The following is a 16,653-nucleotide window of genomic DNA, read 5'->3' as shown; positions in this document are numbered from 1 at the left end:
GGAAGCTCAGCTCGGGGTGAAACTGGTCCACCGCACGACGCACCGCTTCCAAGTCACGGAGGTGGGCAGACGCGTTTTCACGCACGCGCAGGCCATTGCAAATGAGGCCGCCGCGGTAAGCGCTGCGGTTAGTGACGTCCTTGCAGAGCCGAGCGGGAGCTTGCGAGTCAGCACCTCTCCATTGGCTGCCGAGCTGTATCTCGGCGCTTGGCTGGCGGAGTTCGCCATGCAGCACCCGAAGATTTCGCTGTCACTCGAAACCACCAACCGCTTCGTGGATCTGATCGGCGAGGGCATCGACCTCGCGTTGAGGTACGCGGCGACCCCGATGCAATCGGAAGATATCGTGGCACGCCGGATCGGCGAAGGGCGCATGGTGCTGGTAGGAGCCCCTGTGCTCTTTAAAGGGGTCGGAGAACCAAGAGACATCGGCGATCTGCCTAGCTATCCGGCTCTCGGTCTGGGAGGTGTCGGCGCAGTGCGCCCATGGACATTTCGTGCCGACAGCGGCGATGAGCTGATCTACCAACCGACACCGCGGCTGGTGTCGGACAGCGTGCCTGCATTGCGGGAAGCGGCGTTGCGGGGCGCGGGGCTGGTCCAGTTGCCCTCCGCCGCTTGCGCGCAAGCGCTGCGGAGCGGCAGCTTGCATGCCGTCTTGACCGCGCGTGATTCACTGCCGACACCGCTGTATGCGATGTACCCCAGCCGCCAAGGCATGACCTCGGCACTGCGCACGCTGGTGGATTTCGTGGAGGAACGCTTCAAGGGGATCACCTGACTCGCCGCAGCCGTTGCAATCCTGGAACAGGTTGTGGCGATCCGTGAGGCTTCCAGTTCCCGAGAGTGGTCGGCACCATGGCGACCTCTCGACAGGATTGGAGCAGCAAGTGGCAGGGAAACTCGAAGGCAAGGTCGCCATCGTCACCGGCGCTTCGCGCGGCATTGGCGCCGCAGTGGCACGCAGGCTCGCGCGCGACGGCGCCTCCGTAGCCGTGGTGTACAAGGAACAACGTAGCGCAGCCGATCAGGTGGTTGGCGCGATCCGGGCCGAAGGCGGGCGGGCGGATGCCCTTCAGGCTGACGTTTCGGATGACTCCCAGGTTCGGAGAATGATCCGCCAGGCGCTGGAGCCGCACGGTCACATCGACGTGGTGGTGAACGCGGCAGGCATCGCGGGCGCGGCGCCACTCGGAAGCATCCAGCGCGAATTCTTCGACCACATGTTCTACGTCAACGCGTGGAGCGTCGTCGCAGTCACCCAGGCAGCGCTGCCGCACTTCCCGGCTGCGGGCGGCGCCATCGTGAACGTGTCCACGTCCCTGGTGCGACGCGGGCGAGCGGGTATGTCCACTTACACCGCCAGCAAGGCAGCCCTCAACGCCCTGACCGAGGGCTTTGCCCGGGAACTCGGGCCTCGAGGCATCCGCGTGAACGCCGTGGCCCCGGCAATCACGCTCACCGACATGACGGCCGGGTTGCCCAGTGACTATAAGGCGCAGGAAACGGAAGCGACGCCACTGCGCCGGCTCGCCGAACCCGAGGACATCGCCGACGCGGTGGCTTTCCTCGCCGGCGATGACTCCCGCTGGATCACCGGCCGCATCCTGCTGACGGACGGCGGTCGCAACTGACAGGCGGAAGCTGATGCGCCAGCCGGCGGGCGCGCAAGACGCCGGCAACTTCCATCAACAACGCTTGTTTCCAAGGAGAACTTCCAATGTCCAAGATGATCTTCGTCAATCTCCCCGTCACCGACGTGAAGGCGTCGAAGGCGTTCTACGAGTCACTCGGGTTTCGCAACAATCCCCAGTTCAGCGACAACGAGTCCGCCTGCATGGTCTGGAGCGAATCGATCAATGTGATGCTGCTCTCGCATGCGAAGTGGCGCACGTTCACCAGCCGTCCCATCGCACCCAAGGGGTCCAGCGAAGTGATGCTGGCACTCTCATGCGGCAGCCGCAACGCGGTCGACGCTATGAATGAGGCTGCCACGCGCAACGGCGGCACGGCCGACGTCAATCCGGTCCAGGACCTTGGGTTCATGTACAACCGGAATCTTTCGGATCCCGATGGCCATGTGTGGGAGGCGATGTGGATGGACATGTCGGCTATCCCTTCGACCAGTAGCTGAGGTACCGCATCACGTTGGAGTGGCGAGCGTCCGCTTCGGGTCGAGTGCGTGAGTCGGCGCTCGAAGAGAGCGGCCGTTCGATGAGCGGCAGGGCAGCACGTGCGCCTCGCAAACTGAAACTCAGCAGCTCCTGCAGAACCTGTCGTTCGCCCGGCGCCTATCCGTGCGGGTGAATGACTGGTGGGCGGCGGTGACCTTGCCTGCCGAGCTACTGCAACCGCTGCACAGCCGCCTTTCATTCAGCAGCGCACACCACCGCACCAGGCCTCGCCCACAAAAAAGGCCACCCGAAGGTGGCCTTGGATCCCGCCATCAACAACCGCCACTAAGCGGTTTGAATCTTCTCCGGCGTGAACGGCATCGAGCGCAGGCGCTTGCCGGTCGCGGCGAACACCGCGTTGCCCACCGCCGGGCCTATCAGCGCGGTGGCGGGTTCGCCGATGCCGCCGGGCTTCTCGGTGCTGGGCACGAGCACGGTCACCATCTCCGGCGACTCGTTCATGCGCAACAGGCGGTACTGGTGGAAGTTGGTCTGCTGCACGCGGCCTTTGTCGAGCGTGATCTCGCTCCACAGTGCGGCCGTGAGGCCGAACACGATGCTCGACTGGATCTGCGCTTCCACCGTGTCGGGGTTGACCATGCGGCCGAGGTCGGCCACGGTCGTCACCTTGTGCACGGTGATCGCGCCGTTGTTGAGCGAGATCTCGGCCACCATCGCCATGTAGGTGTCGTAGCCCTCCATCAGCGCAATGCCGCGCGAGCGGCCGGCCGGCGCCGCCGTGCCCCAGCCCGCCTTCTCGGCGGCCTGCTTGAGCACGTTGGCAAAGCGCGGCTTGTTCGCCAGCAGCGACATGCGGTAGGCGTACGGGTCGGCCTTGGCGTTGGCGGCCAGCTCGTCGATGAAGGTCTCGTTGGCGAAGGCGTTGAGCATGTGGCTCACCGAACGCCAGTAGCCCACGCGCAGCCCGGCGTCGTGCTTGACGATGTCGTGCCGCGTGGCGGGGATCTCGTAGGCCGCCATCGCCGCCTCGGTCATCAGCGGGTCTTGCACCGGGCCGGGCAGGCCGAACACGCGGCCGGTGACCGACTGGCTGGTGAGCCGGAAGGTCATGGCCGTGGGCTTGCCGTCGTTGCCGATGGCGGCAGCCAGGTGGTGCACCGACTGCGGGCGGTAGAAGTCGTGCGTCATGTCGTCTTCGCGCGACCACACGAGCTTGACCGGCTTGCCCACGGCCTTGCTGATCAGCGCCGCCTGGATGATGAAGTCGATGTCGATGCGCCGCCCGAACCCGCCCCCGAGGAAGGTGGTGCGCAGGCTCACGTTCTCGGGCGGCACGCCGCACACCTTGGCGATGGTGCCGGCGGCGGCGTCCTGCCATTGCGTGGGGCCGATCAGCTCGACGCGGTTGTCGTGGTGGTAGGCCGTGAAGTTCATCGGCTCCAGCGGCGAGTGCGACAAGAGCGGCATCGTGTACTCGGCGCGGATGACCTTGGCCGCGCCCTTGATCGCGCCGTCGGCGTCACCCGCCTTGGGCAGCTCGAGCGGCTTGGCGGCCGCATCCACCGCCGCGGCCTTGATGCCGGCGAGCATGGCCTTGTCGTTCAGCGACGCGCCTGCGCCTTCGTCCCACTGCACGTTGAGCTGCTGGCGCGCCTTGTGGGCATGCCACCAGGTGTCGGCCACCACGGCCACGCCGTCGGGGATCTGCACCACGTCGATCACGCCGGGCATCTTCTTGGCAGTGGCCGCATCGAAGCCCTTCACCGTGCCGCCGATCACCGGGCACTGCTCCAGCGCGGCGTAGACCATGCCGGGCACCTTGACGTCGATGCCGAACTCGGCCGTGCCGTTGGTCTTGGCCGGCGTGTCCAGCCGCTTGGTGGGCTTGCCGACGATGCGGAAGTCCTTCGGGTCTTTGAGCGTGGGCGTTTGCGGCACCGGCAGGCGCGAGGCGGCGGCAGCCAGCTGGCCGTAGGTGGCCTTCTTGCCCTTCGGGCCATACACCATGCCGTTCTCGGCGCGCAGGTCCGATTCAGGAATGTTCCATTTCAGCGCAGCGGCGCTGATGAGCATCATGCGCACCTGGGCGCCGGCCACGCGCAGCTTGTCCCAGCCGTCGCGCACCGAGCTGGAGCCGCCAGTGAGCTGCGGGCCGCCGAGCAGGGCGTTGCCGTACACCTTGCCGTTGGGCGGCGCGAAGGCGACCTTGATCTGCTTGATGTCGACGTTGAGCTCCTCGGCGATGAGCATCGGCATCGAGGTGTAGACGCCCTGTCCCATTTCGGAGCGGGCGGACAGCAACGTGATGGTGTTGTCGTCGGCGATATGCACCCAGGCGTTGGGCGTGTGCACCGTGGCGGCGGCGAGCGCTTCGCCCATGCCGCCGAGGTTGACGCCCAGCATCAGGCCGCCGGAGGCGACGGCCGAGGCCTGCAGGAAGTTGCGGCGGTTGGTGGTGATGGTGGTCATGGTGGCTGCCTCCCGTTCAAGCCTTGCGCATCTCGGCGGCCGCGGTCTTGATCGCGGCGCGGATGCGCGGGTAGGTGCCACAGCGGCAGATGTTGCCGCTCATCGCGGCGTCGATGTCGGCATCGCTCGGGTTCTTGTTGTTCTTGAGCAGGGCGGCCGCGCTCATCAGCTGGCCGCTCTGGCAGTAGCCGCACTGCGGCACGTCATGCGCGATCCAGGCCTTCTGCAGCGGGTGGCTGTTGTTGGCCGACAGGCTCTCGATGGTCGAGACCTTCTTGCCGGCGGCGGCCGACAGCGGCGTCTGGCACGAGCGCACGGGCTGGCCGTCGAGGTGCACGGTGCAGGCGCCGCACAGCGCCATGCCACAGCCGAACTTGGTGCCGGTGAGCCCGACCTCGTCGCGGATGACCCACAACAAGGGTGTGTCGGGCTCGGCCTTGACGGTCATCGTCTTGCCGTTGATCTGGAGGCGTGTGCTCACGGTGGTGTCTCCTGCGATTGTGTTGGCGCGCTCCCGCGGCAGCCGGAGCAGCTCCGCAAAGCATCCTCCAGCGTCGAAGCGAAGTCCAACCTGGGCAAACCCCAAGGTCCCGGTTCACCACCGTGTCAGGTGATGTCGGTCGGCTGATGCTCGCTCGCCGGTGCCTCGTCGCGCCGCGCCACACCGGCGCCCGCCGGCTGCATGCGCCAGCCGGCCACGATGGCCAGTGCGCAGATCGCACCGAGCAGGACGAAGGTCTCGTGGAAGGCGCGCAGGGGCGCATCGGCATGCACCTGCAGCCGCCACTCGAGCACGATGCCGGCCAGGCTCACGCCCACCGCACCGCCCAGCTGGCGCAGGAAGTTGATGGTGCTGGAGCCATGCGCCACGTGGTGCATGGGCAGGCGCCGCACCGCGCCCAGGTTGAGCGAGGGCAGCACGGTGCCCAGGCCAATGCGCCCGATGATGGCAAAGGCCGCGATCACCCACAGCGCCGTGCCCAGGCCCACGAAGGCCATCAGCCAGAACGAGGCCGTCAGCAACGCCACACCCAGCGCGACGAGGTGGTTGTAGGGGTAGCGGTCGGCCATGCGCCCGGCCACCGGCAGCACGAAGGCGAGCACGATGCCGGCCGGCAGCAGCACGGCACCGGCCTGCGAGGGCGGCAGCTTGAGCGCGATCTGCATGAACACCGGCACCAGGTAGGTCGAGCCAAACAGCGCCATGCCGTAGATGAACGCGACGCAGCCGCCCATGCGGAAGGCGCGCAGGTCGAACAGCTTGAACTCCATCAGCGGGTGCTCGGCGTGGCGCTGGCGCCAGATGAAGGCCGCGCCCGTCACCCCACCCAGGGTGAGCAGCCCGTAGGCGTAGGGGCCGGGCGTGTGCAGGTGCACCAGGCCGTTCAAAAGGCCGAGCACCGCCACCGTCAGCAGCAGCAGGCCCGGCAGGTCGAAAGGCCGGCGGTGCTGGTTGACGCGCTCGGCGCCGGGCGAGGTGTGCGGCAGGTACTTGAGGCCGAGCGCGAATGCGGCCAGGCAGAAGGGCACCACCACGAAGAAGATCGAGCGCCAGCCGAAGTGCTCGACCAGCACGCCGCCGATGCTGGGCCCGAGCGCCGGCGCGAGCACCACGCCGAAGCCGAAGATGCCCATGGCCTTGCCCTGCTCGGTGCGGCCGAAGATGTGCAGCACGATCACCGGCGGGATGGGTTGCATCACGCCGGCCGACAGGCCCTCGACCACGCGCATGGCCAGCACCCATCCGAAGCTGTGGCCCAGGCCACCGCCGATGCCGCCCAGCGCCAGCAGCAGCACCGCGGCGAAGTAGGTGCGGCGGTAGCCGAAGCGCCCCAGCAGCCAGGGCGTGGCGAGCATCGAGATCGTCACCGCCGCCATGAAGCCGGCCGACAGCCACTGGGCCCGCTCCTGCCCCAGCGCAAACACATGGCTCATGTCGGGCAGGGCCACGTTGACGATGGTCGAGGCCATGATCGACGCCATGGTGCCGATCATCACGGTGATCAGCACCCACCATCGATAGGCGCGCCCGTGCCGCTCTTGCAGCGAGGGCAGGCTGTGGGGATGGTGGGCCGACGACACCGACCGATCCTAGCGGCTCGGCGACGCCACCAAAGTAAAACGGCGCCCGCAGGCGCCGTTTCGTCAAGTCAAGGCAAGCGCGGATCAGGCGCCGGCCTTCACCTTCAAACGCCAGGCGTGCAGCAGCGGTTCGGTGTAGCCGCTGGGCTGTTCCTTGCCCTTGAACACCAGGTCGAGCGCGGCCTGGTAGGCGGCGCTGGTCTTGAAGTTGCCGGCCATGTTCTTGTAGAGCGGGTCACCGGCGTTCTGCTTGTCGACCACCGCGGCCATGCGCTCGAAGGTGGCGCGCACCTGCTTGTCGGTCACCACGCCGTGGTGCAGCCAGTTGGCGATGTGCTGGCTGCTGATGCGCAGCGTGGCGCGGTCTTCCATCAGGCCCACGTTGTGGATGTCGGGCACCTTGGAGCAGCCCACGCCCTGGTCGATCCAGCGCACCACGTAACCCAGGATGCCTTGCACGTTGTTGTCGAGTTCCTGCTGGCGCTCGGCCGCGCTCCAGGTGGCTTCCTTCACCACCGGCACCTGCAGCAGGCCCTTGAGCAGCGTGTCGCGCTCGCGGTCGGCGTCGATCTTCTCCAGCTGCTTCTGCACATCGCTCACCTTGACCTGGTGGTAGTGCAGCGCGTGCAGCGTGGCGGCGGTGGGCGAGGGCACCCAGGCGGTGTTGGCGCCGGCGCGCGGGTGGCCGATCTTCTGCTCCAGCATGGCGGCCATCAGGTCGGGCATGGCCCACATGCCCTTGCCGATCTGGGCGCGGCCGCGCAGGCCCATGCCGAGGCCGACCAGCACGTTGCTGCGCTCGTAGGCCTGGATCCAGGTGCTGGTCTTCATGTCGCCCTTGCGCATCATCGGGCCGGCCAGCATGGCGGTGTGCATCTCGTCGCCGGTGCGGTCGAGGAAACCGGTGTTGATGAAGGCCACGCGCGAGGCCGCCGCAGCAATGCAGGCCTTGAGGTTGACGCTGGTGCGGCGCTCTTCGTCCATGATGCCGAGCTTGACGGTGCTGTCGGGCAGGCCCAGCAGCTTCTCGACGCGGGTGAACAGCTCGGCAGCGAAGGCCACTTCGGCCGGGCCGTGCATCTTGGGCTTGACGATGTAGACCGAGCCGGTGCGCGAGTTCTTGATGCCGCTCTTCTTGGTGCGGGCCAGGTCGTGCAGGGCGATGGTGGTGGTGATCACCGCGTCCAGAATCCCTTCGGGGATCTCCTTGTTGTCACCGTAGAGGATGGCCGGGTTGGTCATCAGGTGGCCCACGTTGCGCACGAACATGAGCGAGCGGCCATGCAGCGTCACCTGCTGCTTGCCCTTGGGGGCGTTGTAGACGCGGTCGGGGTTGAGGCCGCGCGTGAAGGTCTTGCCGCCCTTGCTCACCTCTTCGGTCAGCGTGCCCTTGAGGATGCCCAGCCAGTTGCCGTAGGCCAGCACCTTGTCCTGCGCATCGACCACGGCCACCGAGTCTTCGAGGTCGAGGATGGTCGACAGCGCAGCTTCGAGCACCAGGTCGGCCACGCCGGCCGGGTCGGCCTCGCCGATGGGGGTGTTGCGGTCGATGCGGATGTCCAGGTGCAGGCCGTTGTGCCGCAGCAGGATCGACGAAGGAGCCAGCGCATCGCCCTGGTAGCCGATGAACTGGTCGGCGTCGTCGAGCGTGGTGGTGCTGCCGTTCTTGAGTTCGACGCGCAGCTTGCCGCCCACGACCTGGTAGCCCACGGAATCGATGTGCGATCCCTTCTTCAGCGGCGCGGTGCGGTCGAGCACGTAGCGCGCGTACTCGATGACCTTGGCGCCGCGCACCGGGTTGTAGCCTCCGCCACGCGTGGCGCCACCGGCTTCGGAGATGGCGTCGGTGCCGTACAGCGCGTCGTACAGCGAGCCCCAGCGCGCGTTGGCAGCGTTCAGCGCATAGCGTGCGTTGAGGATGGGCACCACCAGCTGCGGGCCGGCCTGCAGGGCCAACTCGGCGTCGACGTTCTTCGTGGTCGCCTTGGCCTTCTTGGGCGGCGGCACCAGGTAGCCGATCTTCTCCAGGTGCTTGCGGTAGGCCTTCATGTCGGTGATGGGGCCGGGGTGCGCCTGGTGCCAGGTGTCCATCTCGATCTGCAGGCGGTCGCGCTCGGCCAGCAAGGCGATGTTCTTGGGGGCCAGGTCGCGCACGATGGCGTCGAAGCCCTTCCAGAAGTGCTTGGCGTCGATGCCGGTGCCCGGCAGCACCTGTTCTTCGACGAAGTTGTAGAGCTCGGTGGCGACTTGCAGGCTGTGGACGGTGGTGCGTGCGGTCATGGGGTGCCTTGTGGTTCGGAAAAGAGGCGGGCGAGCGCGTGCAAAGCCCGCGCCAGCGTGAAAGCAGTGAATCTATTCGATGCGCGCAAGTTTATTAAGTACCTCGCGAACCAAAGATTCAGAACTTTGATGAGGGTAATCTTGCGGGCATGGACAAGCTCAAGCAGATCGAATCCTTCGTCGCCGTGGCCGCCAAGGGCAGCCTCACGGCGGCCGCCGCGACAGAAGGCATCGCCCCGGCCGTGGTGGGCCGGCGCATCGACGCGCTGGAAGAACGCCTGGGCGTGAAGCTGCTGCTGCGCACCACCCGGCGCATCACCCTCACGCACGAGGGCAGCGCCTTCCTCGAAGACTGCCAGCGCCTGCTGGCCGACCTGGCCAATGCCGAGGCCAGCGTCAGCGCGGGCGGCGTGAAGGCCAGCGGCTACCTGCGCATCACCGCGCCGGCCGGCTTCGGGCGGCGCCACGTGGCGCCCCTGGTGCCGGCCTTCGTGGCCTTGCACCCGGACGTGAACGTGTCGCTCAACCTCTCCGACCGGCTGGTCGACATCGTCAACGAAGGCTTCGACTGCGCCGTGCGCGTGGGCGACCTGCCCGACAGCAGCCTGGTCAGCGTGCGCCTGGCCGACAACCGCCGCCTGTGCGTGGCCACGCCGCAGTACCTGGCGCGCGCCGGCACGCCGCGCCACCCGAACGACCTGGCACGCCATGACTGTCTTACGCTGAGCAGCGACGCGAGTCAGACCCGCGGCTGGGCCTTCACCATCGACGGCGAACTGAGCCACCTGCGGCTGAATGGCCGCCTGGATTGCAGCGACGGCCAGGTGCTGCACGACTGGTGCCTGGCCGGGCTGGGCATCGCATGGCGCTCCACCTGGGAGGTGCACAGCCAGGTGGCCAGCGGTCAGCTCGTGAGCGTGCTGAACGAGTTCGCCGCACCACCCAACGGCATCTACGCCATGTTCGCGCAGCGCAAGCACCTGCCGCTGCGCGTGCGCCTGTGGGTCGACTACCTGAAGCAGCGCTACGGCGACGCGGCCTACTGGCAGCAGCAAAGCTGAATGCTCGCGCAGCGGGGGTTCGCTCACTTTGCGCAGCAAAGTTATGCGAACACCAAAAACGCCCGGCAGAGCCGGGCGTCGAAGAGAGCGAAACGCTGCTTACTTGGAAGCCGCCTTGGCAGGCGCCGCAGGGGCGCCGGCGTCCTTCACGCACTTCGTGACGAAGCTGTTCTTGGCAGCACCGGCCAGCTTCTTGTCAGCCGCCTGGGTTTCGCAGGCCGCCGAGGCGGCGCCCGCCTTCGCGTCCTTCTCGCATTTCTTGACGAAGCTGGTCTTGGCGGCGCCCGCCAGCTTCTTTTCGGTGGCCTGGGTCTCGCAGCTGCCGCCACCCGCGCTGGCCTTCATGTCCTTCTCGCACTTGGTGACGAAGCTGGTCTTGGCCGCACCCGCCAGCTTCTTCTCGGTGGCCTGCGCCTCGCAGGTCGCGTCGGCGGCCATGGCCAGGGTCGAGAAGGCCGACAGACACAGGGCAGCAACCGTGATCAGGTGTTTCATGAACGTTCCTTCCGGGGGTGTGTTGGATTGACGAGGTCTCGCCGGGTGCGATTGAAGCACCGCCCCAAGCGCCCAGCAAGAGGCTCAACGCGGCAGGGCCGCCCTGCGACTACAGGATCCTGCGGGGGTGCGCGATGGCTTCGTGTGCGGCGTGCAGCCTGCGCACCAGCACGCGAATGAAAGCCTCGTCGAACAAGTGCCGGCAGTTGGGGCTGACCTGCGCCAGCGTGTCGGGCGTGAACGAGATGGTGGTCGCCGGGTCGGTGACGATCACGTTGGTGCTGTGGCGGCGCAGCTCGGGGCTGGGCGCGAGGTAGGCCATCTCGCCCACCGAGGTGCCCGAGCCGAGCTGGGCCACCTTCTCGCCGTCGCGGTACACCTCGACCTCGCCGTCGGCAATGATGTGGAAGCTGCTGCCCTCTTCGCCCTTGCTGTAGAGCGCATGGCCGAACGGGAAGCGCTGCCACTTGGCGCGGTGCACCACCTCCCACAACTCCACGTCGCCGAAGTTGGAGAAGAAGTCGAGCGAGCGCAGCATGTTGAAGCGCTCGGAGTCGAGCACGCCCTGCATCTGGCCGCGCGGCACCTGCTGCGTGGTGATGAGGCTGGAGAGCGCTTGCGCGAAGTCGTCCCAGGTGGTGTAGCGGTCTTCGGCGCGCTTGGCCACGGCCGAGAGGATCACGTTGTCGACCCCGGCGCTCACACCCGAACGCAGGGCGCTCAAGGGCGTGGGATCGGCGGTGTAGATCTGGTTCATCATGGCCGACTGCGAAGTCGAGTCGAACATGGGCCGCCCGGCGATCAGGTGGTACAGCACGGCGCCGAGCGAGTACATGTCGGCGCGGCAGTCGAGCGTGCTGCCGTCCAACTGCTCGGGCGACATGTAGGCCAGCGAGCCGACGCGGTAGACCTGGGTCGTCTCCGAGGCCATGTTGAGCGCGCTGCCGAAGTCGCTGATCTTCACGTCGGTGATGTTGCCGTTGTTGATCACGGCCAAGAGGTTGGCCGGCTTCACGTCGCGGTGGATCAGGCCTTGCCGGTACACGTAGCCGAGCGCCATCGCGCACTTGAAACCGATCTCGACAATGAGTTCGAGCGGCAGCAGCTGGTCGGCGCGGCAATACGGCCGCAACGTGTTGCCCGGCACGTACTCCATGACGAGGTAGGACTCGACCGGGTCGACCACCGCGTCGTAGATCTGCACCACGTTCGGGTGCTTGAGGCGGCCCACGAGCGCGGCCTCGGCGGCGAAGAAGCGCTCGAAGTAGCGGCCATCGGTCGGGTCGTTGGTGGCGCCGGCGCGCACGCGCTTGATGGCCACGTCGCGCTGCTGGAAGTCGTCGCGCGCCAGGAACACTTCACTGGTCGCGCCCTCGCCCAGGCGGCGCAGCACCGGGTACTTGCCGATCTGCGCCGGCAGCGGCAGGCCACCGAACGAACTGGGGGTGGATGAAGGGGGGAACGACGAAGACATGGGGACTGGCATCTTGGCACTGTCGGGGCCCTCTCGCTTGCCAAATTGGGCACAAAACGTTGCCCTTATCCAGGCCTTTGCGCTGGCGCAAACCCGCAGAGGGCGCCACTTAGAATCTGCCGATGATCCAAGCCAAACAGGATTTGCTGCATGCCCTGCAGGAATCCCTCGACGAACTCAGCCCCGGCAACGGCCTCGTGGCCGCCTTCGAGTCACCCAAGCAGGCCGCCCACGGCGACCTCGCCTGCACGGCGGCCATGCAGCTCGCCAAGCCGCTCAAGAAGAACCCGCGCGAACTCGCGCAAGCCTTGATCGAGGCGCTGAACAAACGCGCCGCGGTGCAGCAATGGGTCGACGCGATGGAGATCGCCGGCCCGGGCTTCATCAACCTGCGCCTGAAGGCGGCCGCCAAGCAGGCGGTGGTGGCCGCCGCGCTCGAAGCCGGCGAGGCCTTCGGCCACCAGCCGGCGCAGCCGGGCAAGCAGGTGATGGTGGAGTTCGTCTCGGCCAACCCCACCGGCCCGCTGCACGTGGGCCATGCGCGCCAGGCCGCTCTCGGCGATGCGATCTGTCACCTGTTCCAGACCCAGGGCTGGAAGGTGCAGCGCGAGTTCTATTACAACGACGCCGGTGTGCAGATCGCCACGCTCACCACCTCGACGCAGGCGCGCATCAAGGGCCTGAAGCCGGGCGACGCGGGCTGGCCCGAGGCCGCCTACAACGGCGACTACATCCAGGACATCGCCGACGACTTCATGGCCAAGAAGACGGTGAAGGCCGACGACCGCCAGTTCACCGCCTCGGGCAACCCGGACGACCTGGACAGCATCCGGCAGTTCGCCGTGGCCTACCTGCGCCATGAGCAAGACCTCGACCTGCAGGCCTTCGGCCTGCGCTTCGACCATTACTTTCTCGAGTCCAGCCTGTACACCACCGGCCGCGTCGAGCAGACCGTGGCCCGCCTGGTTGCCGCCGGCAAGACCTACGAGCAAGACGGCGCGCTGTGGCTGCGCAGCACCGACTACGGCGACGACAAGGACCGCGTGATGCGCAAGTCCGACGGCACCTACACCTACTTCGTGCCCGACGTCGCCTACCACCTCAACAAGTTCGAGCGCGGCTTCACCAAGGTGATCAACGTGCAGGGCACCGACCACCACGGCACCATCGCCCGCGTGCGCGCCGGCTTGCAGGCGGCCAACATGGACATCCCGGCCGGCTACCCCGATTACGTGCTCAACACCATGGTGCGCGTGATGCGCGGCGGCGCCGAGGTGAAGATCTCCAAGCGCGCCGGCTCCTACGTGACGCTGCGCGACCTGATCGAGTGGACCAGCAAGGACGCGGTGCGCTTCTTCCTGATCAGCCGCAAGGCCGACACCGAGTTCACCTTCGACGTCGACCTCGCGCTCAAGCAGAACGACGAGAACCCGGTGTTCTACGTGCAGTACGCGCACGCGCGCATCAGCTCGGTGCTGGCACAACGCCCGGACGCAGACTTGCGAGCGGCGAACCTCGCGCTGCTCACCGCCCCGAGCGAAATCGCGCTGATGCTCAAGCTGGGCGAGTACCCCGAGATGCTCAGCCGCGCCGCCGCCGACCTGGCGCCGCACGACGTGGCCTTCTACCTGCGCGACGTGGCCGCCGCCTTCCACAGCTACTATGCCGCCGAGCGTTTCCTGCTCGACGACAACGCCGAGCTGACGAATGCGCGCCTGGCCCTGCTGGCCGCCACGCGCCAGGTGCTGCGCAATGCGCTCGCCGTGCTCGGCGTGAGCGCCCCCGACAAGATGTGATGGAGACTGAATGAAGAAGCAACGCAGTACCAGCAGCCCCATTCGCCAACAACGCGGCAACTTCGTCCTCGGCCTGGTCATCGGCCTGCTGGTGGGGCTGGCGCTGGCCCTGGGCGTGGCCCTGTACATCGCCAAGGTGCCAGTGCCTTTCATCAACAAGGTGCCGCAACGCACCGCCGAGCAAGACGCCGCCGAGGCCGAAAAGAACAAGAACTGGGACCCGAACAGCGCCCTCTACGGCAAGCAGCCCGCCCGACCCGCCACCTCGTCGGCCAGCGGCGTCGTCAGCCCGTCGCCCCCTGCCGTGCCGCCCACGCTGCCCCCACCGCCCACCACCCCCGGCAAGCCCGACCCGGCCGCCATCCTGGCCGGCAAGACACCGGGCGACAGCGCGCCCGTGTCCACGAAACCGGGTTCCGATGCGTTGAGCTACTTCGTGCAAGCCGGCGCCTTCGCCCGGCCCGAAGACGCCGAAGCCCAACGCGCCAAACTGGCCATGTCGGGCTGGGCGGCCAAGGTCACCGAACGCGAACAGTCGGGCCGCACGGTCTACCGGGTGCGGCTCGGCCCCTTCGAGAAGAAGGAAGATGCCGCACAGATGAAAGAAAAACTGGAAGGCGCGGGGGTGGAATCGGCACTGGTTCAGGTTCAGAAATGAGCGCCTGAACTTATCTGCCGCTGCCGCACTCCACTCTCCCGTCACTGACCTTGGGAACCGACACAACATGAACCGACGCGACTTTTCTGCACATCTGGTGGGCTTTGGCCTGGGCACGGCGGGGCTGACGGCAGGCCTGCCAGTGCACGCGCAAGGCGGGCCGGTCGAAGGCACCCACTACGTTCGCCTGGGCACACCGGCCCCGGTGAGCGCGCCCGCCGGCAAGATCGAGGTGATCGAGTTCTTTTGGTACAACTGCCCGCACTGCAACGCCTTCGAGCCCACGCTCGACGCCTGGCAGAAGAAGCTGCCCGCCGACGTGGCCTTCCGCCGCGTGCCGGTCGCCTTCCGTGACATGTACATCCCCCAGCAGCAACTGTTCTACGCACTGGAGGCCCTGGGAAAGGTCGAGGCCATGCACCGCCGCGTGTTCTACGCCATCCACAACGACCGCCAGCGCCTGGAAAAGCCCGAAGAGATCGCCGCCTTCATGGAAAAGAGCGGCATCGACAAGGCCAAGTTCATGGAGGTGTTCAATTCCTTCGCGGTGCAGACCAAGGCCAAGCAGGCCACCCGCCTGGCCGATGCCTACAAGATCGACGGCGTGCCGGCCCTGGGCATCAATGGCCGCTTCTTCACTTCCGGCACACTCGCGGGCTCGATGGACAAGGCCCTGCAGGTGGCCGACTACCTGATCCCGACCCAGCGCAAGACCTGAGCTGGCGCGCATAGAAAAGCTGCCGCGGGAGCGGCAAAAGGGGTGCAAAGCACCCCGGCGGCGTGATTCTTGAGGCTAGAATGGCCTGCAAGTTTCATGCCGCCAATGACCCTCCTCCCTTCTTCCCTGTCGCGCCTGCTGCCGCTTTGCGCCCTGTTGCTGGGCGCGGTGGCGGGCCCGGTGCAGGCCGAAAAGGCCGATCGGCTGAAGAAGATGGAGGTCGAGTCCGACCTGCCGGGCAAGGTCGACCTGGCGAACCAGATCGTGGTCTTCAACGGCAACGTGGTGGTCACCAAGGGCACGATGGTCATCCGTGCCGACCGCATCGAGGTGCGGGAAAGCCCTGAGGGCTACCAGTACGCCACAGCCAGTGGCAGCGGGAAGCTCGCCTTCTTCCGCACCAAGCGCGACAACGTCAACGAGTTCGTCGAAGGCGAGGCCGAGCGCCTGGAATACGACGGCAAGGCCGACACCGTCCGCTTCATCAACCGCGCCTCGGTGAAACGCCTGCGCGGCACCGCCGTGGCCGACGAGGTGACGGGCGCGCTCATCACCTACGACAACACGGCCGAACTGTTCACGGTGGCGGGCGGAAGCTCGGCCGCCACGCCCACCAACCCCACCGGCCGGGTGCGCGCGGTGTTCACGCCGCGCGAGGGCACGCCAGCGGCCGCTGAAGCCGCCTCCGCAGCCTCCGCTGCGGCCACCGGGAACCCGCGATGAACACCAGCGCCGCGCCCGAGCTGCTCACCAGCACCAGCCGGCTCGAGGCCGTCGGCCTGCAAAAGAGCTACGGCGCACGCAAGGTGGTGAAGGACGTGCGCCTGGCCGTGCACAGCGGCGAGGTGGTGGGCCTGCTGGGCCCCAACGGCGCCGGCAAGACCACCAGCTTCTACATGATCGTGGGCCTGGTGCGCTCGGACGGCGGGCAGATCAGCATCGACGGCCAGCGTGTGGAGCGCCTGCCCATCCATCAGCGCTCGCGCCTGGGCCTGTCCTACCTGCCGCAGGAGGCCTCGATCTTCCGCAAGCTCACCGTCGAGGAGAACATCCGCGCGGTGCTGGAACTGCAGCACGGCCCCGATGGCCGCGCTCTGCCCAAACCGACGATCGACAAGCTGCTCAACGAGCTGCTCGACGACCTCAGCATCGCCAAGCTGCGCGACAGCCCCGCGCCCGCGCTCTCGGGCGGCGAACGGCGGCGCGTGGAGATCGCGCGCGCGCTGGCCACGCAGCCGCGCTTCATCCTGCTCGACGAGCCCTTTGCCGGCGTCGACCCGATCGCCGTCATCGAGATCCAGAAGATCATCAAGTTCCTGCGCTCGCGCGGCATCTGCGTGCTCATCACCGACCACAACGTGCGCGAGATGCTAGGTATCTGCGACCGCGCGTACATCATCAGCGAAGGCCGCGTGCTCGCCGAAGGCACGCCGCAGCAGATCGTCGAGAACGCCGACGTGCGCCGCGTCTACCTCGGCGAGCACT

General features: G+C 67.2%; 15 protein-coding genes. 9 read left to right on the top strand and 6 right to left on the bottom strand.

What is annotated here, in order from left to right; genetic code table 11:
- The 3 genes from VFL64_RS21865 to VFL64_RS21855 form a co-directional block, all read left to right on the top strand.
- On the top strand, positions 1-781 hold a 781-nt coding region (locus VFL64_RS21865), incomplete at its 5' end, for a substrate binding domain-containing protein (protein ID WP_489542502.1).
- A gap of 109 nt (positions 782-890) precedes the next feature.
- Positions 891-1,634: an SDR family NAD(P)-dependent oxidoreductase gene (locus tag VFL64_RS21860; protein WP_489542501.1), complete on the top strand. Its 744-nt coding sequence runs from the start codon at positions 891-893 to the stop codon at positions 1,632-1,634.
- Positions 1,635-1,720: 86 nt separating this feature from the next.
- Positions 1,721-2,134 carry a VOC family protein gene (locus VFL64_RS21855; RefSeq protein ID WP_489542500.1) on the top strand — a complete coding sequence of 138 codons (414 nt, stop codon included), beginning with the start codon at positions 1,721-1,723 and terminating at the stop codon, positions 2,132-2,134.
- Positions 2,135-2,459: 325 nt separating this feature from the next.
- Here the strand turns inward: VFL64_RS21855 and VFL64_RS21850 are convergent, their stop codons facing one another.
- From VFL64_RS21850 to VFL64_RS21835, 4 genes are all read right to left on the bottom strand, one after another.
- Positions 2,460-4,604 carry a xanthine dehydrogenase family protein molybdopterin-binding subunit gene (locus tag VFL64_RS21850; RefSeq protein ID WP_489542499.1) on the bottom strand — a complete coding sequence of 715 codons (2,145 nt, stop codon included), beginning with the start codon at positions 4,602-4,604 and terminating at the stop codon, positions 2,460-2,462.
- Between the two features lie 16 nt (positions 4,605-4,620).
- Positions 4,621-5,085: a (2Fe-2S)-binding protein gene (locus tag VFL64_RS21845; protein WP_489542498.1), complete on the bottom strand. Its 465-nt coding sequence runs from the start codon at positions 5,083-5,085 to the stop codon at positions 4,621-4,623.
- 125 nt (positions 5,086-5,210) lie between these two features.
- The gene (locus VFL64_RS21840; RefSeq protein WP_489542497.1) at positions 5,211-6,686 is read right to left on the bottom strand and encodes a DHA2 family efflux MFS transporter permease subunit; all 1,476 of its coding nucleotides are present in this window, start codon (positions 6,684-6,686) and stop codon (positions 5,211-5,213) included.
- 84 nt (positions 6,687-6,770) lie between these two features.
- A complete protein-coding gene (locus tag VFL64_RS21835) occupies positions 6,771-8,966 on the bottom strand; it encodes a malate synthase G (RefSeq protein ID WP_489542496.1) in 2,196 nt (731 codons plus the stop codon).
- A gap of 149 nt (positions 8,967-9,115) precedes the next feature.
- Here VFL64_RS21835 and VFL64_RS21830 point away from each other — a divergent pair, with 149 nt between their 5' ends.
- On the top strand, positions 9,116-10,027 hold the full coding sequence (locus VFL64_RS21830; RefSeq protein WP_489542495.1) for a LysR family transcriptional regulator: 912 nt from the start codon (positions 9,116-9,118) through the stop codon (positions 10,025-10,027).
- Positions 10,028-10,126: 99 nt separating this feature from the next.
- Here VFL64_RS21830 and VFL64_RS21825 read toward each other — a convergent pair whose 3' ends face one another.
- A complete protein-coding gene (locus VFL64_RS21825; RefSeq protein ID WP_489542494.1) occupies positions 10,127-10,522 on the bottom strand; it encodes a hypothetical protein in 396 nt (131 codons plus the stop codon).
- 109 nt (positions 10,523-10,631) lie between these two features.
- Positions 10,632-11,996, bottom strand: coding sequence for a serine/threonine-protein kinase (locus VFL64_RS21820; RefSeq protein ID WP_489542493.1), 1,365 nt, complete (start codon positions 11,994-11,996; stop codon positions 10,632-10,634).
- Between the two features lie 122 nt (positions 11,997-12,118).
- Between VFL64_RS21820 and argS the strand changes: the two genes are divergently transcribed.
- The 5 genes from argS to lptB all read left to right on the top strand — a co-directional run.
- Positions 12,119-13,792 (top strand): arginine--tRNA ligase, encoded by a 1,674-nt coding sequence (gene argS / locus VFL64_RS21815; protein ID WP_489542492.1) that lies wholly within the window; start codon positions 12,119-12,121, stop codon positions 13,790-13,792.
- A gap of 10 nt (positions 13,793-13,802) precedes the next feature.
- Positions 13,803-14,450, top strand: a complete 648-nt coding sequence (locus VFL64_RS21810; RefSeq protein WP_489542491.1) for an SPOR domain-containing protein — start codon at positions 13,803-13,805, stop codon at positions 14,448-14,450.
- 67 nt (positions 14,451-14,517) lie between these two features.
- Positions 14,518-15,168, top strand: coding sequence for a thiol:disulfide interchange protein DsbA/DsbL (locus VFL64_RS21805; protein ID WP_489542490.1), 651 nt, complete (start codon positions 14,518-14,520; stop codon positions 15,166-15,168).
- A 105-nt stretch (positions 15,169-15,273) separates the two neighbouring features.
- Complete coding sequence (lptA, locus tag VFL64_RS21800) at positions 15,274-15,891, top strand: lipopolysaccharide transport periplasmic protein LptA (RefSeq protein ID WP_489542489.1); 618 nt, start codon at positions 15,274-15,276, stop codon at positions 15,889-15,891.
- Positions 15,888-16,653 (top strand): LPS export ABC transporter ATP-binding protein (gene lptB, locus VFL64_RS21795; RefSeq protein WP_489542488.1); only part of this gene is annotated, 766 nt, incomplete at its 3' end. The genes lptA and lptB, both read left to right, overlap by 4 nt.

It is taken from the genome of Rhizobacter sp., from assembly GCF_035702065.1.
In the GTDB taxonomy this organism is placed as follows: domain Bacteria; phylum Pseudomonadota; class Gammaproteobacteria; order Burkholderiales; family Burkholderiaceae_C; genus Rhizobacter.
The sequence above is the reverse complement of the archived record's forward strand: the minus strand, read 5'-3'. Positions and strand labels throughout refer to the sequence as shown.